Here is an 18,880-nt window from a genome sequence, read left to right on the forward strand (position 1 = left end):
TAAAAATATAAATTATAACTATAATAGACCAACTCATTTTAGAAGAAGTAGTATTTTTTTAACTTTGTTTACAAATTAGACATATTTTAAAATCTTGATTTATAAATATAACCTGTTGTACATTTTGAGTTGAAATAAACAGTGTAATGTCAGTTCGAATGGTTTTTTTGATAAAAAAATCGTATTGAGAACCAATTCATATTAAAAATTCTTATTCTCGATACAGATTTCATGCATTTCAATCGTGAAATTCACTCGAATTGACAGAATGTTTTCAAAATGCTCAACGGGTATAATATTGAATTTTAATACAACTTACGAACAAAAGCAATTTTCCCCTAAAATATATAAATAATGGCTAAAGAAAAATATAAATACTTACCTGTTGCTGAGGATAGTAACGACATAAATGTACGTGAGATTTTGGATAAGTACAAACGTTTTTGGCCATGGTTTGTTGTGGTTACTGCAATTTTTTTAGCTGCAGCAGTAGCTTTTATAAAATATGCACCAAATCATTACACAAGTGTGGCTAGTATCATTATAAATGATGAAAAAGGAAATGGTGGCGCAAGAACTTCTAACGGTTTTGATGTCGATTTGTTATCTGGAGGTCTAAGTTCTAATAGTATGGCAAACGAGTTAGGCTTATTAACATCTAAACGATTGATGTTTAATACTGTAAAAGCGTTAGATTTAAATATACAATACCTTAATAATACTGATTTTGTAGCTCAACCGCTATACGATTCTAGTCCTATTAAAGTTGAAATATTACGTTTAGATGAACAAAAATTGAGGCAAGCCATAAAAAATGAAACCAATATTTTAACTGTAGGATACAAAGGCCCAGGCACGTTACAAGTTACTAATGAAGCTTCAGGTACAAAAATTGATGCAGAATTTAATACTCACGTAGATTTAGATTTTGTGGATTTCGTTATTAAGAATAACACAGCAGACACCACTAATATTAGTAGTTGGACTGAAGTGAATGTTAAATTTTTACCCATAAAAAGTGTAGCAGCTGCTTATAATAGAAAATTACAAGTAGAATTAATTGATGATAAAGCCACCTTAATCAAATTACGATTAACCGATCGTGTTCCAAAGCGAGCAGAAGATGTTTTGAATCAATTAATATTTGAATACAATAGAGAAGCTATTGAAGATAAAAACCTAATAGCAAAAAATACAGCAGATTTTATTGATGAACGTTTGAGTATTATAAACAGTGAATTAGATTCTGTAGAGTCTGGTAAAGAATCTTTTAAACAAGTGAATCGATTAACTGACATTGGTGCAGAATCTAGTATGATGATTCAAAATGTTAGTGAATATAACAAACAACAACAGCAAGTAGCAACTCAGCTTGAAGTTACAGGCTCTATGTTAAGTTATTTAGATTCTGGAAGCAACGATTTGTTACCCGCTAATTTAGGTCTAGAATCTGAAACTAACGGATTTGTAACTAATTATAACGATTTAATTATAAAGCGCGATAAACTACTTGCAGGTTCAACAAACAAAAATCCGTTGGTTGTTAGCTTAAATGAACAAATAGATTTACTTAGAAGTAATGTAAAGCAGAGTTTGTTAAATCAGCGTCAAAACTTAGTCATACAAAAAGAAAGTTTACGGAAACGCACTGGATTTATTGGATCTCAAATCGCTAGAATGCCAGGGCAAGAACGTCAAGTAAGAGGTATAGAACGTCAACAATCTATTAAAGAATCGTTGTACTTGTTTTTATTACAAAAGCGTGAAGAAAATACTTTAGAGCTTTCGGTAACGGGTCCCAAAGCTAAAATTGTAGATAATGCATCAAGCTCTGGAGGCACTATTAGTCCTAGTCCTAAAATCGTATTAGGAGCCGCCGTTATTTTAGGGCTATTATTACCTTTTTTGGTAATTCGTGGTAAAGAACTACTCAACAATAAAATTAATAGTAGAGAAGATTTAGAAAAACTCACTAAAAACCTTACCATATTAGGAGAACTACCAAGTATTAAAACTAAGGATTCTGAGTTGATAACTACAAACGACCGCTCAGTTTTGGCAGAAGCCTTTAGAATTTTATCAGCAAATTTACAATTTGTAGGGGCATCACAAAAAACATCGGATGCTGGTGTATCCATTTTTGTAACTTCAACTGTAAAAGGAGAAGGAAAAACCTTTGTGTCTACTAATATGGCGATAACACTTGCGTCAACTGGCAAAAAAGTGGTATTAGTTGGCGGAGATTTACGCAATCCACAGTTGCAACGCTATCAAAAAAGTCTCGATAAGGCATTGGGAGTAAGTGATTACTTGGTGAATAAAGAACAAGAATTAGATACTTATCTTCAAAACTCTGAATTTCATGAGAATTTAAGGGTGTTACCATCAGGAACTATTCCCCCAAATCCGGCAGAATTATTACAAACAAACCGATTGCGTACGATGCTATCTGAGTTAAAACAGAATTACGATTATGTTATTGTAGATACAGCACCTGCGTTACTTGTTGCTGATACATTTTTAATCAATAAATATGCAGATTTAACATTATATGTTACTAGAGCAAACTTTACTGAAAAGAAATTAATGGAATTTACTACTGATGCTGTAGAAAACGGAAAACTAAAAAATCTTAATTTAGTATTAAACGACGTAGCGCAGAGAAACTTAGGTTACGGGAGTAAATACGGATATACGTATGGGGTATAATTGTTTAAGTAGTGCGATTCACTTGCGTATAAAATTTTTTTAGCGGATTGACATTTAAGTTAATAAATATACGTTTTTCTTAAAATTACCCGTGGTCCATTTTAAAAAAAAATCTCTCAATTCTAGTGAATTATATAATTAAAATGAGTGCAATTTGTACCGAGACTAAGAATTTATATATATGAATTGATTTTCGATACGATTTATTGATTAAAAAATCACTCCAACCGAAATTAAACTAATTATTTTAACTTAAAACGCACAACTCGTTAATATACTACAGTGTTAATCCGTATTGTAAATACTTCCTATTTAATAGCGTATATAATATGTTCTCCCTCAAAGAAATCAACTAACCTATTTTAGAACTAAAACAAAATTGTAACTAATTTACTTGGTTACATAGTTTAATCATCTTTTAAAAATAATTATAAGCTATAACTAACATGTTATTCGTCGTCATCGGTTATTACACTCATGATATTTTTAACCTATTGTTTGTCATCCTAAATAAGTAGTCTATATGAAAGCAAAACTAGTTTCAAATTCCAAGCAAATTGTAAGCTATGTAAAAACGCATAATTATAATTTTTCTCATAGTAAACTTGCTAAAAATGCACTTAAAACCATAGAATCTATTAAGGGTAAAACAAACCCAAAATTAATAGAAACATGCAATACATATGCTGCTGACGTTTTAGGTTGGAAAGGATACGCACCTTGGCTTAAAGCTTATAGTGCCATGTTGGGAACGTTTAAAGAAGGGTGGATACCAGAGAACTATTTTGGTAGTGTAGTTGTACCTAAATTACAAGGTGAGGTAGGGAAAACGTCCTTTTTAAAACCGTTATCAAAAAAGATTTTTAACAGCCCTGATTTTCCAGACGTCGGTCATTTTGTAAATGGATCATTTTTTACTGAGAATTACCAATATCTAACTGATAATAATATTATTTTATATTTATTTAAGGATACAAATAAAGTAGTGTTTAAATTGAATAACTCTGCGCAAGGCGTAGGTATATTTGTATTTGAAAAAGATACATTTGATGTGCAACAGATAAAACGTTTAGGAGAAGGGGTGTTTCAAAAGTATATTAAGCAACATGTGTTTTTTAATAGTATCATGCCGAATTCGGTATCTACAATTCGCATAGTTACAGTATTAGATAACAGCGGGAATGCTTCTGTAAGAGCTGCATATCTTAGGGTAGGTAGAAGTAATGATTCTCACGTACAATCTAACTCCCAAATATCTATACCTATAGATCTTAAAACAGGCGCACTTAATGCTTTAGGACATTCTAAATCTTGGTATACTATGGATACGCATCCAGATACTGGTTTTGTTTTTAAAAATAAAGTGATACCAAATTTTAAAAGTGTATTAAACAAAGCATTAAAATTGCAGAACGATATGGCTATGGTAAAATGTATAGGTTGGGACATGGTTTTAGATGAAGATAATAAGGTGCAAATTATGGAATGGAACGGTTTCCATACAGGAATTGGTTTTGCCGAATTTACACAAGGCCCATGTTTTAAAGATTTAGGGTGGGAACATTTATGGAAATAATTGAAGTGTTTATATAACTATTATCCGTTGTGCATTTTGAAAAAATGCTATCAATTCGAGTAAATTTCACGATTGAAATGAATGAAATTAGTATCGAGAATAAGAATTTTTCAATAAGAATTGGTTCTCGATACGATTTTTTTTATTAAAAAAAATCACATGAACTGTCATTATACTATTTATTTTAACTCAAAATGCACAATGGGTGTGTTTATACTTTTTTTGTTAAAAACTTTATAAAATAAACGTAGTAACACACAGAATTAATACGTTTATTTAACTCATCATTTAATTCAAAATAGAATGACAGATGTAAGTGTGCGTCTAAAAAGCCATTATAATAATTATTTACTAATTAAAAAATTAAAATAAATCTCTCTCAATAGTGTATAATTTACCATTCGTAGATAAAATCAATTTTTTTATAGGTATTTCATCGAATAAAAAAGTAGTTATAGCGATTAATTACAGTTACTTTGTAATTTTATTCCTCAAAACTTAACCTATGAAATGCAACAAAAAACAACAACAGCTTAGCGTGTTATCATTATTTATTTTGATTTCAAGCCTAACACTATCTTGTACTAAAGATAGCGACGCACTCTTTGAAGTGTCAGAACAAGAAGAAGTACCCTTTATTGAGGAAGAAGTCAATGACAAAGATGAAAATGCATATAGTATCGTGAATGATACTTTAGCTATTTTTTCAGAGGAGATAAAAGTTCTCAACATTATAGAAAATGATAGTCTATTTAATGGTACTAATATTAGAGTTACTAACATAACAACACCAGAGTATGGCGATGTTGTGATAAAAGATAACAATACCATAGAATATACTGCACCAGACACATTTACAAAATCTACCGACGTGCTAAATTACACTGTAGAATTGACTAAAGAAGATGGAGAAGTTTTTACAGGAGAAGGTAAAGTTGTAGTATCAATTGAGGGTAAAAACTATTTATTAACAGTAGAAGCAAAAAATCAGCTTAGAGAACGTTTTAATAATGGTTATGTTGTAGGTTCTGGTTTTTCCGATGATATTAGTAAAGTTAAAGACTTTGTAACACGATTTTTATCTAACCCTGGCGAATTTAGACCTTGGTTTGGAGACCCAGAGGGTTCTCCAACTAGAGGACAATATTTGCATACTTCTGCGGTTTATGCTTATGTTATGGAGGATACTAATTTAGCTAATGCAGTTGCTAAAGAAATATTAGAAACCGTAAACGCTAATTCATTAGATACTCCTTTTTGGAATAATTCCAGTACTGTAAGATGGGACGCTAAATTCTCACTTTGGGTTCAAACCTCAAAAATTAAAAAGACTTTAGATTCTTATCACTTTGTCAAGTACTTACAAACAACATTATCTGAAAGTGAACTGTCTAGTATAGAAACTTGGTTCAACAAATTTTCAGATTTAGCTTATGCCGCATTGAAACCTAGATTTGAATTTTATTTAGGCGACAATTGGGATACCGCAGGTGAAAGTAAGTTTATACACAATGCTCCGTTCCCTACAGGGGCTTTAAGTACGGCAACTCCAATACAAGATGCACAAGGAAACGATGTAACAGAATACACCATGTCTTGGGCTCAGGATATATATAATAACAGGCAATGGGAGTATGTAGCTTACATACATTCTGTAGCTGTAAAAAATAATGATTTAGAACGAGAACATTGGGCAAGACAATTTGTAAAGTCTTTTATTAAGTATGGCATTTTCTCAGACGGCACTATGGCGGAGCTTTTTAGAAATAAAGACGAAGATCCTACGAGAGGTGTATTTTACTCTTATGTAAGTCTTGGTGCAATAATACAAATAGCGCACTTAGATGCTATGGCGGGTCATTACCCAAGCGATAAACTTTACGATTACAAAACTGTCGAGGGAGTAGAAAGTGGTTCTACTACTTTAACCAACGAAGGTTATGCAGCGGGTAGTACCACTGATGGCATTACTGAGAAAAGTTTACTTACGGCGCTAAAAGGACAGTCTAATTATCTGAGAAGTAGTGCCAATGGCGGTTGGAATGACTTAAGATTTTTTAGAAAGAGTGACAATAGTATCGAGCCGCTAAGTACCGTAGGAAAGCGACAACCAAGTGCTATACCAGCAATAGCTAATCTTTACTACAAAAATAATGATTTAAAAGATTTTTATACTTATAACACTGCGGTAGGCTATCCTCCAAAAAAAGTTATTAATGAGGGATATTTAGCAGGTTTTTGGGAAGCCAATGAAGATATGGGTTCTTGGGGAAATCTTATTTTTGGCGCTATGTGGTACGAACAAGAACAAAATTTCTTTAATTAACATAGCATAATAAACTTATTATAATTAATTTAAAAAAGGGTGTTTTCGAAAGAAAACACCCTTTTTATTATTATAAATAAACTGTAAAAAGCTACATATTCACAACATTTAAAGGTGCACCTTCTATAAACCCTTTTAAATTATCAATGGTAGTTTGCATTAAACGCTCCCGTGCTTCTTTTGGTGCCCAAGCAATATGTGGGGTTATGATACAGTTTTTGGCCGTTAATAAAGGGTTATTTGCAGCCATAGGTTCAGCAGAAACAACATCGAGCGCAGCGCCTGCAATTTTTTCACCATTCAAGGCTTTAGCTAAATCATGCTCATGTACTAGTGGGCCTCTTGCGGTATTAATTAAAAATGCATTAGGTTTCATTTGCGTCAAAGACGACGCGTTTATTATATGCTCCGTTTCAGTAGTTAACGGGCAGTGTAAACTTATAAAATCAGAGGTTTGTAGTAGATGATTTAAGGACACAAACTTTAAGGTATCACTTTCAAATTCAGAATATACCGTTCTGTTATACACTAAAATATGCATACCAAACGCTTCAGCAAGTTTTGCAGTAGCTTTTCCTATTTTTCCAAAACCTATGATGCCCAAGGTCTTACCTGCTAACTCAATTAAGGGGTAATTCCAAAATGAAAAATCTTTGCTTTTTATCCAATCTCCTTCTTTAACAGCTAAATGATGCGACCCAATATGATGGCATAATTCTAAAATTAGAGCCATAGTAAATTGTGCTACAGCAACCGAGCTATAATCTGGCACATTAGTAACACTAATATTTTGTTGTTTTGCTGCAACAACATCTACCACATTATATCCTGTAGCTAAAACACCAATATATTTTAGTTTTGGTGTTTGTAATAATACGGATTTATTTAAAGGGGTTTTATTGGTAAAAACAATATCTGCATCTCCTATATTTTTAAGGATAGCGTCATCATTATAAGCTGTTCTATCAAAAACTTTTAAATTTCCAAATTGCGAAATGCCTTCCCAATTTAAATCGCCTGGGTTTAACGTATAACCATCTAGTACTACTATCTTCATAATTAAAACTATAATAAATATTAGCTAAAATAAGATAACTTTTACTGGACATCGTATAAATGCTATGATTCTAAAAAGCGTTTACAAATCTTTTTCTCCTAAAGCAGAATAGGTGTTATAAAATTACAGTAAGTGTATTAAAACGTGTAAAGCGAAAAGGTTATGTTACTTTTAAAATGAAACAAGTAAATTTTGATATTTTTCAATATAAATTATGATAAAGTATTAGGCTTAAAAGTGTTAAAAATACATGCATTTTTCAGTCATAAGTTAGCGTTATTGGATTATAGATAGTGTTAATAACTTCTATGTAAGGTTTGCTCCAAAAATTCTACTTTTGTTATACTAAATTGATAAGATTATGGCAGAAGATATAGAAAGAGTAAAATGTTTGATTATTGGTTCTGGACCTGCAGGCTACACAGCCGCAATTTATGCAGCAAGAGCAAATATGAGTCCGGTTTTGTATCAAGGATCTCAACCTGGTGGACAATTAACGACTACAAATGATGTTGAAAACTTCCCAGGATATCCTGAAGGGATTACTGGTCCAGAAATGATGATGCAGTTACAAGCACAAGCTGAACGTTTTGAGACCGATGTTCGTAACGGTTGGATTACAAAGGTAGATTTCTCTGGTGATGTTCATAAAGTATGGGTTAATGATGAGAAGGAAATACATGCAGATACCATTATTATTTCAACAGGAGCGTCTGCAAAATATTTAGGTTTAGATTCTGAACAAAAATATTTAAAACTTGGTGGTGGTGTTTCAGCCTGTGCAGTATGTGATGGCTTCTTTTATAGAAACCAAGAGGTTGTGATAGTTGGTGCCGGAGATTCGGCCTGTGAAGAAGCACATTATTTATCTAAACTTTGTAAAAAAGTAACTATGTTAGTCCGTAGAGACGAGTTTAGGGCTTCTAAAATTATGGAAGCACGTGTTAAAAACACAGAAAACATAGAGATACTATTTAACACAGAAACAGATGAGGTTTTAGGTGATGGACAAGTAGTAACTGGTGTGCGTGTTTTTAATAATAAAACAGATGAAAAACATGATATTCCTGCTACTGGCTTTTTTGTAGCTATTGGTCATAAACCGAATACTGATATATTTAAAGGCTTTTTGGATTTAGATGAAACAGGATATATTATTAATGTCCCTGGAAGTTCCAAAACTAATATTGAAGGTGTGTTTGTTTCAGGTGATGCAGCAGACCATGTGTACAGGCAAGCAGTAACTGCGGCTGGTACAGGTTGTATGGCAGCCTTAGATGCAGAGCGTTATTTAGCTGCAAAAGATGCCACGTTTGAGGTTTCTACGTCAACTTACAATTAAATATAAGTTTAATAGATAAAGTCAAAGTAATATGCTTTGACTTTTTTTAAACGGGATGTGGCGCAGTCCGGTTAGCGTACACGGCTGGGGGTCGTGTGGTCGCAGGTTCAAATCCTGTCATCCCGACTAAATCATAATTTGAGATTAACGTAGAACGTTTTTTTTCTAAAGTGAATCTCAAATTATGATTTGCAACGAGGGTTTCTAGGATTATCTAAATCTTGTCATCCCGACTAAATCATAATTTGAGATTAACGTAGAACGTTTTTTTTCTAAAGTGAATCTCAAATTATGATTTGCAACGAGGGTTTCTAGGATTATCTAAATCCTGTCATCCCGACTAAATCATAATTTGAGATTAACGTAGAACGTTTTTTTTCTAAAGTGAATCTCAAATTATGATTTGCAACGAGGGTTTCTAGGATTATCTAAATCCTGTCATCCCGACTAAATCATAATTTGAGATTGACTTAGAAAGTTTTTTCTAAAGTGAATCTCAAATTATGATTTACCACTACAATTCCAGTATTGATCTCCAAATAATTTTTTATGCTTATTTAAAACCACTTATAATAGTAATAGCTAGACTATTAATCAGTAAAATATAGTGTAACATCTTGTGTTTTCTTCTGAAAAATAGACTTTAGATTAAAGATTCAGAAAGTACAGGATGCATATGTAAGAATTTAATAATTTATTTGATAAAGAAAGTATTCAATCTTAAAGGCCTGTTATTACATGAAGGCATTATTATTTAGGATTGCTTTTAGATGTCTTTATTTCATGATTGATCAAAAAATTATTTTAGAAAATATTAATAGTAATACTATTCCTAAGTATATTAAAATTGTAAATGCTTTTAAAGCATCTATCGACATTAATACTTACGAGTGTGGAGATAGTATACCCTCAATAAACGAGTTTAGTAAAGCATATAGTATTTCTCGCGATACTGTATTTAAGGCTTACACAATGCTTAAAAAGCAAGGGTATATAAAATCTACCCCTAATAAGGGCTATTACATATCAGAAAGCAGAAAAAAAGTTCTGTTATTAATTAGCACTTTTAAAGCCTATAAAGAGGTGTTTTATCATTCTTTTATGAGTTGTTTGCCAGATAACGTAATTATTGATTTACAATTTCATCATTACAATATTCAGAATTTTAAAACGATGCTAAATAGCGATAATAATAGATACTATAAATATATTGTTATGGGGTTTGATCACCCAGAAGTTTCTAGTGCGCTTTCAAAAATACACAACGATAAATTATTATTAATTGATGCTAAAACTCATTTCTCTAAAACAACTAATTATGTATTTCAAGATTTTGGAAAAGCCTTTTATACTTGCTTAGAAGAGGGCTTGCATTTATTTAAAAAATATAAAGTTTTAAGTTTCGTTTATCCAGAGTTTACGCATCATCCAGAAGAGAGCTTAGTATATTTTAAAAGATTTTGTAATAACTATAATTTTGACTACACTATTTGCAGAGATTCTAAAACGTTCTCAGTTGAAAAACACACAGCTTATATTACTGTGAATGATAGAATGCTTCATGAGGTTTTAGAACAATGTAGTACTGGAAGTTTTGAGTTAGGAAAAGATGTTGGTCTATTGTCTTATAATGATACGCCTTTAAAAAAATTCACATATAAAGGTATTTCAGTCATCTCGATTGATTTTAAAGATTTTGGTGCAAAAGTAGCAACATTTATTACTTCAAATGAAACTTTACAAACCTATGTAACTACTAAACTTATATTAAGAGACTCTCTTTAAACTATAAGTTGTAAGTTAGAAAACTGAAAAAATAATCCATACGTTTATTTATAAGTTTTTTATTTAAAATTAAAATTTAATTCTAGTATTTGTCAGGACAGAGCAGGACGGCATGGGTATACGTGTTTTTTATATTTGTTTACGTAATTTTTAATTGACAGAGTTCATGTTTTTAATTTTGATATGAGCTTAAAACGTAATAATAAGTATAGTAATGTACAAATAATGATACATTATAATACATTTTTTAAGCCTAGTATTGGAATAAAGCAAATTATAGTCTTTTTTTGAATATCCTAGGTTAAGTAGATTTTTTTAGACGACAAGCATAATTAAACTAAATATATAATAATGAGTAAAACTATTGTAGTAACGGGTGCGGGTGGCGTACTTTGTAGTACTCTTGCAGAGGCATTAGCAAAACAAGGGCATAACATCGCTTTATTAGATTTAAACAAAGATGCAGCTGTAGAAGTTGCTAATAAAATTAATAAAGCAGGAGGTAAGGCTATAGGTGTTAAAGCAAATGTATTAGAGAAAGACTCTCTATTATTAGCAAAAACAGAAGTAAATGAAGCTTTTGGTAAATGTGATATTTTAATAAACGGCGCAGGTGGTAATCACCCATTAGGTACTACAAGTAACCCTTTTCTTGAAGCTGAAGATTTATTAAATAAAACAGAAGGCTTTAAAACGTTTTTTGATTTAGATCCTACGGGAATTCAATTTGTATTTAACTTAAACTTTATAGGTACGCTTTTGCCAACTCAAATTTTTGCTGAAGATATGGTTGGTAAAGATGGGTGTAGTATTTTAAATATATCATCAATGAATGCCTTTACACCATTAACCAAAATACCAGCATATAGTGGTGCTAAAGCGGCAATATCTAATTTTACACAATGGCTAGCTGTACACTTTTCTAAAGTAGGTATCCGGGTTAATGCACTGGCGCCAGGATTCTTTTTAACAGATCAAAATCGTACATTATTAACCAATAGTGATGGTAGCTTAACCCCACGAGGAAATCAAATTATTGATCAAACACCTATGGGTAAATTTGGAGAGCCAGAACATTTAGTTGGTACAACATTATGGTTGTGTGGCGAAGGTGCATCATTTATAACCGGAGTAGTAGTACCTATCGATGGAGGTTTTAGTGCATATAGTGGCGTATAATTTTTAAATTTTAAAGACATTGACAGAAACTATTAATTGGGGAATTATAGGTTGTGGCGACGTGGCTGAAGTAAAGAGTGGACCAGCTTTTCAGAATTGTAATAATTCTAAATTACTAGCTGTAATGCGAAGAAATGGCGAATTAGCTAAAGATTTTGCAGATAGACATAATGTGCCATTATGGTATGATGATGCTAATAAACTTTTGGAAAATCCTGATATAAATGCCGTTTACATAGCAACACCACCATCTACTCACCTTGATTATGCATTAAAAGCCTTAGAGTTAGGTAAAGATGTATATTTAGAAAAACCAATGGTGCTTTCAAATAAAGAGGCTTCAACGTTAACAAAAGCAGTCAATAATAGTACTGCTAAACTTGTGGTGGCTCATTATAGAAGGTTTCTACCTATATATTTAAAAGTTAAGGATCTAATAGATAGTAATGCCATTGGAGCTATAAAATTTATTGATCTACGGTTTTTGCAACCCTTCAACTTTAATTCTAAAGCAACATGGCGCTTAGATGAAGAGGTCTCTGGAGGTGGTTATTTTCATGATATAGCACCACATCAAATAGACTTAATGTATCATTTTTGTGGCGCTTACAACACGGCAAAAGGTATAGCTGTAAATCAATCAAAAATTAATAAAGTTGATGATACTGTAAACGGTATTATTGATTTTGAAAACGGAATTCAGTTTAGAGGCATGTGGTCTTTTGCTATACCAGAACATTTACAAGAAGATCGATGTGAGATATATGGTGAAGATGGTAGTATTACGTTTTCTTTTTATGAAGAAAAGTTAACAATCAATTCAAAAAAAATAACAAAAAGCTTCGAATTTAAAAATCCAATTAACATTCAAGAACCTATGATTCAAGAAACGGTTAATTACTTTTTAGGTAAACGCAGCAATCCTTGTCCAGTTGAAGATGGCGAATTGGTTATAAATATAATGGAAGAATTTACAAAAGCATAATATAATAAATGGAACAAACATGGAGATGGTACGGGCCAAACGACCCAGTATCTTTATCAGATATAAAGCAAGCAGGAGCAACAGGAGTAGTATCAGCTTTACATCATATTTCTAATGGAGAAGTATGGACTATAGATGAAATTAAAAAACGTAAACAAACCATTGAAGCTTCTGGATTATCATGGAGTGTTGTAGAAAGTATTCCAGTACATGAAAATATAAAAACACGTTCTGGAGATTTTAAAACTTATATAGAACGCTATAAGGAAAGCATAATAAATTTAGCAAAATGTGGTGTAAATATAGTATGTTATAATTTTATGCCCGTATTAGATTGGACACGTACCGATTTGAATTTTCAAGTAGACGACGGCTCAAAAGCATTACGTTTTGATGTTAATGCCTTTGCTGCGTTTGAGTTGTTTTTATTAAAACGCCCAGGAGCAGAAGATAGCTATAATGATTCTCAAAAAACAGCTGCTAAAGCATATTTTGATCATTTAGATGATACACAAAAACAGCAACTTGTAAATAATATTATTGCAGGTTTACCAGGAGCTGAGGAAGGCTACACATTAGAGCAATTTCAAACTATATTAGATACTTACAAAAATGTTGATGCACAAACGTTAAGAGAAAACTTAGTGTTATTTCTAAAAGAAATTATACCAGTTGCTTCTCAGAACGAAGTATTAATGTGTATTCACCCAGATGATCCACCATATCCAATTTTAGGCCTACCTAGAGTGGTTAGTACAGAAGATGATTATGCTTATTTATTTGATAACGTACCAGATAGAGCTAATGGTATTACATTTTGTACAGGCTCTTTAGGGGTTAGGTCTGATAATAATTTAGTAGGTATATTTAAGCGTTTTGCAGATCGTGCACATTTTCTTCATTTAAGAAGTACTAAACGTGATGAGCATGGTAATTTTTATGAAGCCAACCATCTAGAAGGCGATGTAGATATGTTTAGTGTTGTAAAAGAAATTTTAGTAGAAGAAAAGAGGAGACAAGTAGAAGGGAGAGCTGATTATAAAATTCCTGTAAGGCCAGATCATGGACACCAAATGTTGGACGACTTAAGTAAAAAAACAAACCCTGGGTATTCAGGAATTGGTAGGTTACGTGGCTTAGCAGAATTAAGAGGATTAGAGTACGGTATTGCTAAAAGTACAAATTTATGAGTAGTTTAAATTCTAAAAACTTTATAGGAGATAATTTTTTATTACAATCTGATGTTGCTGAAAAATTGTACCATGAGTATGCGAAGGATTTACCGATAATAGATTATCACAATCACTTATCACCTCAATTAATAGCAGAAAATCAACCCATAAAAAATATAACAGAAGCATGGCTTAAGGGCGACCATTACAAGTGGCGGGCGATGAGAGCTAATGGTATTGACGAAATTTTTATCACCAGTGCAGCAACATCTCACAAAGAGAAATTTTTAAAATGGGCAGACACAGTACCTTACACGTTGCGAAACCCTTTGTTTCATTGGACACATCTAGAGTTAAAGCGATATTTTGATATAGATGAATTATTGCAACCTACTACAGCCGAGGCCATTTATGAAAAAGCAAATGCTGTTTTAGAACATAAAACACCAGCACAACTTTTAGAGGATTTAAAAGTTGAGGTCATTTGTACGACTGACGATCCGATAGATGATTTAAAATTTCATCAAGAAATAGCAGAAAAGGGGTTTTATACCAAGGTTTTTCCAACCTTTAGACCCGATAATTTGTTAATGGTAGAAAAGCCATCATTTCCAGATTACATTAGTAAGTTGTCTGCCTGTGTAGAATTTTCTATTCAAAATTTAGAAGATTTATTGAAAGCTATTCAGGCTCGTATTGATTATTTTGATAGTTTAGGGTGTCGTCTTTCCGATTACGGGTTAGAACAAATTTTTGCTTACGATTTTACAGAAGAAGAAGCTGATGTAATTTTTAAAAAACGTATTTCAGGTGATGATATTTCTAAAGATGAAGCTAATGTGTTTGCATCTTGTATTCTTGTAAAACTATGCGAAATGTATCATGCTAAAAGTTGGACACAACAAATGCATGTTGGGGCTATTAGAAATAATAATACTAGATTGTTAGAGCAAATAGGTTTAGATGCGGGTGTAGATTCTATAGGCGAATTTCCTGTGGCGCAATCTATGTCTAAATTATTTGATACTTTAAATTTAAAAAATAAGTTAGCAAAAACGATTACTTATAACCTTAACCCATCTCAAAATGAAGTGTTTGCCACTATGATGGGCAATTTTCAAAATTCTGATTATCCTGGAAAAATGCAATGGGGTTCTGGCTGGTGGTTTTTAGACCAAAAAGATGGTATGGAAAAACAAATTAACTGTTTGTCTAATATGGGTTTACTAAGTAAATTTGTTGGTATGCTTACAGATAGCCGTAGTTTTCTGTCTTTTCCAAGGCATGAATATTTTAGGCGTATTTTGTGTAATTTATTAGGTGAAGATGTTAAGCAAGGATTAATACCAAACGATATTGAATTTTTGGGTAAAATGGTTCAAGACATTTGTTACTATAATGCCAAAACCTATTTCGGTTTTAAAACACAATAATTATGAAACAATTTTTCTTAGTCTGTATTTTAGCTTTAGCATTTACCTCTTGTAAAGAGGAAGGCGATACACAAACCTTATATTTAGCACATACATTACCCCAAGGGCATCCTGTGCACAAAGGTATTTTAGAGTTTAAAAGAGTGTTAAACGAAAAGTCTGGGGGAAAAATGAATGTTAAAGTGTTTCCTGATGGGCAATTAGGTTCAGAGCGTGAAGTTCTTGAGCTTTTGCAGATAGGAAGTGTAGCTATAACCAAAGTTAGTGCAGCCACATTATCTAACTTTGTGCCAGAATATCATGTACTAGGAATTCCATATTTGTTTAGAGATAAACAACATCAATTTGATGTTTTAGAAGGCGAAGTAGGTAAATCTATTTTAGAAAAAGGGAGTAAATTTTGGTTAAGAGGTTTAGGCTATTACGATGCAGGAAGTAGAAGTTTTTATACATCTAATAAAGCGATTAGAACACCTGAAGATTTAAAGGGTTTAAAAATTAGAGTGATGAATAACCAAATGGCTATTAATATGGTGAATGCACTAGGCGGTTCAGCAACACCAATGGCTTATGGTGAGTTATATACTGCAATACAACAAGGCGTAGTTGATGGAGCAGAGAATAATCCACCTTCATTTGTGTCATCAAATCATTATGAAGTTAGTAAGTATTATACCTTAGATCAACATTCTTCTGTGCCTGATGTATTGTTAATAGGAACAAAATATTGGGATAAACTTACAGAAGAAGAAAAGCAGTGGGTTCAAGAAGCGATGGATGAATCTGTACAGGCTCAAAAACGATTTTGGAATGAATCTGTTGAAGCATCAATGGCTACCGCAAAAAAAGCAGGTGTAGAAGTAATTATTCCTGAAAAATCATTATTTCAAGAACAATCAAAATCTGTTCTAGAGGCTTTTATGAAAGAACATCCAGAAATGAATGATCTTATCAATCAAATTAAAAATCAATAAAATATGAAAACAGCAGATGTTATTTTTGACAAAGCATGTAAAGTCATGGAGATTATCTTGGTTTTCATCTTTGGGCTACTGGTTATAGATGTTTTAGGGCAAGTATTTTCAAGATATATTTTAAATACATCATTTGCATTTACAGAAGAGTTAGCACGCTTTTCTTTAATATGGATGTCTATCTTAGGTGCAGCATACTTAAATGCAAAACGTTTACATCTATCAATGGACTTTTTGTATCAAAAATTTTCTCCAAAAACTCAGAAAAAAGCATTAATTGTTATTGAGATATTCATTTTTGCTTTCGCACTTATTGTCATGGTAATAGGTGGGTTTAATTTGGTGTATACTACCTTACACTTAGGACAACTGTCTGGTACGCTTCGCATTCCTTTAGGATATATATATGCTATTTTACCTGTAAGCGGACTGTTGATTATGTGGTTTTCAGTATACCACATGTTTAAAATTAATGCTAACCAAATAACCGAATAATCATGAGCATTGAAGTAATAAGTATTATCGTATTATTTGCAAGTTTTTTTACGCTATTAATGCTTAAGGTGCCAGTGGCATACAGTATTGGTATTTCAACAACCATAAGTTTATTATTAAATATTGATAAATTACCTGGTGTAACAACTATTGCACAGCGTATGACAACAGGTATTGACAGTTTTGCATTATTGGCTATCCCATTTTTTGTATTGGCTGGAGAAATAATGAAACGTGGTGGTATAGCAAATAGATTGATAAATTTTGCAAAATCCTTAGTGGCAAGTTTACCAGGAGGTTTAGCCTATGTAAATGTATTAGCATCTATGTTATTTGGCGCCATTTCTGGTTCTGCAATTGCAGCAACATCTGCAATTGGGAGTATTATGACCGATAGAATGGAAGAAGAAGGCTACCCAAGAGAATTTAGTGCTTCGGTAAACATTACATCATCTACGACAGGATTATTAATTCCACCGAGTAATATATTAATTGTATACGCTTTAGCTAGTGGAGGTACTGCATCTGTAGCCGCATTATTTATAGCAGGTTATTTGCCCGGTATTTTACTAGGAGTAGCAATTATGAGTTACATTGCATTTGTAGCTATTACTAGAAAGTTTACTAAAGGAAGTCGCGCGCCATTATCATTAATATGGACTTATTTTAGAAAAGCATTTTTTAGTCTTTTACTATTGTTTATTGTAGTTGGTGGTATTGTAGCTGGCGTTTTTACAGCTACCGAAGCTTCGGCTATTGCTGTTTTATATGCTGCTGTTTTAGCATTAATTTATGGTGATATAAGTACTAAGGATTTTCCAGATATTCTATTAACAAGTGCTAAAACTACTGCGGTTGTAATGTTTTTAATATGCACATCTATGGCAATGTCTTGGTTATTTTCTTTTGAAGGTATCCCAGAACTAATTAGTGGGTTTTTATTAGAACAATTCAGTAATAAAATCGTGATATTCTTGGTCATCAATCTCGTATTACTAATTATTGGAACGTTTATGGATATGACACCTGCTGTATTAATTTTTACACCAATATTTTTACCAGTAGTTGTTGCTTTAGGTATGGATCCCGTGCATTTTGGTATTGTTTTAGTACTTAATTTATGTATTGGTTTATGTACACCACCTGTTGGAACTATTCTGTTTGTGGGTAGTGGTATAGCTAATGTTTCCGTATCTCAAGTAGTAAAACCTTTGTTACCGTTTTTATTAATAATGGTTTTGGTACTATTGTTAATAACTTACATTCCCGAAATTTCTATGTATCTCCCAGAATTATTCGAGTTATAAATACGGTTTTGAGTTATTCACATATATTAATTATTAGTGTCAAGCTCTAAGAAGATATAGTATATGTTAACCTTTCTTAGTTCCTTTTTCTAAAAAACTTTTAGATGGGTTAAAATAAAAATAGTGCTTTAAATTTTTAAAGCACTATTTTTATTTTAGGAAACGTACAAAAATTAATGCATAAAAAAAGCTAGAGTAAAAAAATGTAGTATAAGTACTCTCGCTAAAATTATTGAATGTTTGGTAGACTCTTTAGGTACCTATAATCCTAAGTATATATCATTGTGATTTGCCTAAAGTGAAAATTTAATAATTTCTTAAATATTTGTTATAATTATTTTAGTCAATAATAGCTTTTGTTTAGTAACTGTAGTAAATACCTAAATAGTTGACGAATAGGCTTAAAATCTCTTATATTTACATTATGTTAACACTATCTTAAAAAAAAGTTCTTAAAACAGGATAGGACAGGACACATTTATGTAATATGATTTGTAAAATTGTTGTCATCTTACTAGGATTATTAGTATTACAATAATT

Annotated in this window: 13 protein-coding genes and 1 tRNA gene; 13 read left to right on the forward strand and 1 reads right to left on the reverse strand. The window is 32.0% G+C overall.

Going from position 1 to position 18,880, the window contains the following annotated elements:
• Window positions 1-354: 354 nt before the first annotated feature.
• From ACKGJY_RS06760 to ACKGJY_RS06770, 3 genes are all read left to right on the forward strand, one after another.
• Complete coding sequence (locus tag ACKGJY_RS06760) at window positions 355-2,709, forward strand: GumC family protein (RefSeq protein ID WP_413973108.1); 2,355 nt, start codon at window positions 355-357, stop codon at window positions 2,707-2,709.
• Between the two features lie 523 nt (window positions 2,710-3,232).
• Window positions 3,233-4,285, forward strand: a complete 1,053-nt coding sequence (locus tag ACKGJY_RS06765) for a sugar-transfer associated ATP-grasp domain-containing protein (protein WP_413973109.1) — start codon at window positions 3,233-3,235, stop codon at window positions 4,283-4,285.
• 505 nt (window positions 4,286-4,790) lie between these two features.
• Window positions 4,791-6,611: an Ig-like domain-containing protein gene (locus ACKGJY_RS06770; RefSeq protein ID WP_413973110.1), complete on the forward strand. Its 1,821-nt coding sequence runs from the start codon at window positions 4,791-4,793 to the stop codon at window positions 6,609-6,611.
• 91 nt (window positions 6,612-6,702) lie between these two features.
• Here the strand turns inward: ACKGJY_RS06770 and ACKGJY_RS06775 are convergent, their stop codons facing one another.
• On the reverse strand, window positions 6,703-7,668 hold the full coding sequence (locus tag ACKGJY_RS06775; RefSeq protein WP_413973111.1) for a D-2-hydroxyacid dehydrogenase: 966 nt from the start codon (window positions 7,666-7,668) through the stop codon (window positions 6,703-6,705).
• Between the two features lie 361 nt (window positions 7,669-8,029).
• Here ACKGJY_RS06775 and trxB point away from each other — a divergent pair, with 361 nt between their 5' ends.
• The 10 genes from trxB (at window position 8,030) to ACKGJY_RS06825 (ending at window position 18,340) form a co-directional block, all read left to right on the forward strand.
• Window positions 8,030-9,010 (forward strand): thioredoxin-disulfide reductase, encoded by a 981-nt coding sequence (trxB, locus tag ACKGJY_RS06780; protein WP_413973112.1) that lies wholly within the window; start codon window positions 8,030-8,032, stop codon window positions 9,008-9,010.
• A 51-nt stretch (window positions 9,011-9,061) separates the two neighbouring features.
• Window positions 9,062-9,136 (forward strand) — tRNA-Pro (locus ACKGJY_RS06785).
• Between the two features lie 657 nt (window positions 9,137-9,793).
• Window positions 9,794-10,795: a GntR family transcriptional regulator gene (locus tag ACKGJY_RS06790; RefSeq protein ID WP_413973113.1), complete on the forward strand. Its 1,002-nt coding sequence runs from the start codon at window positions 9,794-9,796 to the stop codon at window positions 10,793-10,795.
• Between the two features lie 351 nt (window positions 10,796-11,146).
• On the forward strand, window positions 11,147-11,974 hold the full coding sequence (locus ACKGJY_RS06795) for an SDR family oxidoreductase (protein WP_413973114.1): 828 nt from the start codon (window positions 11,147-11,149) through the stop codon (window positions 11,972-11,974).
• Window positions 11,975-11,993: 19 nt separating this feature from the next.
• A complete protein-coding gene (locus ACKGJY_RS06800; protein ID WP_413973115.1) occupies window positions 11,994-12,959 on the forward strand; it encodes a Gfo/Idh/MocA family protein in 966 nt (321 codons plus the stop codon).
• Window positions 12,960-12,967: 8 nt separating this feature from the next.
• Window positions 12,968-14,149, forward strand: a complete 1,182-nt coding sequence (uxuA, locus tag ACKGJY_RS06805) for a mannonate dehydratase (RefSeq protein WP_413973116.1) — start codon at window positions 12,968-12,970, stop codon at window positions 14,147-14,149.
• On the forward strand, window positions 14,146-15,564 hold the full coding sequence (gene uxaC, locus ACKGJY_RS06810) for a glucuronate isomerase (RefSeq protein WP_413973117.1): 1,419 nt from the start codon (window positions 14,146-14,148) through the stop codon (window positions 15,562-15,564). The genes uxuA and uxaC overlap by 4 nt, the downstream gene beginning before the upstream one ends.
• 2 nt (window positions 15,565-15,566) lie before the next feature.
• Window positions 15,567-16,538, forward strand: a complete 972-nt coding sequence (locus ACKGJY_RS06815) for a TRAP transporter substrate-binding protein (protein ID WP_413973118.1) — start codon at window positions 15,567-15,569, stop codon at window positions 16,536-16,538.
• Window positions 16,539-16,541: 3 nt separating this feature from the next.
• The gene (locus tag ACKGJY_RS06820; RefSeq protein WP_413973119.1) at window positions 16,542-17,033 is read left to right on the forward strand and encodes a TRAP transporter small permease; all 492 of its coding nucleotides are present in this window, start codon (window positions 16,542-16,544) and stop codon (window positions 17,031-17,033) included.
• Window positions 17,034-17,035: 2 nt separating this feature from the next.
• Window positions 17,036-18,340: a TRAP transporter large permease gene (locus ACKGJY_RS06825; RefSeq protein WP_413973120.1), complete on the forward strand. Its 1,305-nt coding sequence runs from the start codon at window positions 17,036-17,038 to the stop codon at window positions 18,338-18,340.
• Window positions 18,341-18,880 lie beyond the last annotated feature (540 nt).

Origin of the sequence: Hyunsoonleella sp. 2307UL5-6 (assembly GCF_047345485.1) — a bacterium.
GTDB lineage: Bacteria > Bacteroidota > Bacteroidia > Flavobacteriales > Flavobacteriaceae > Jejuia.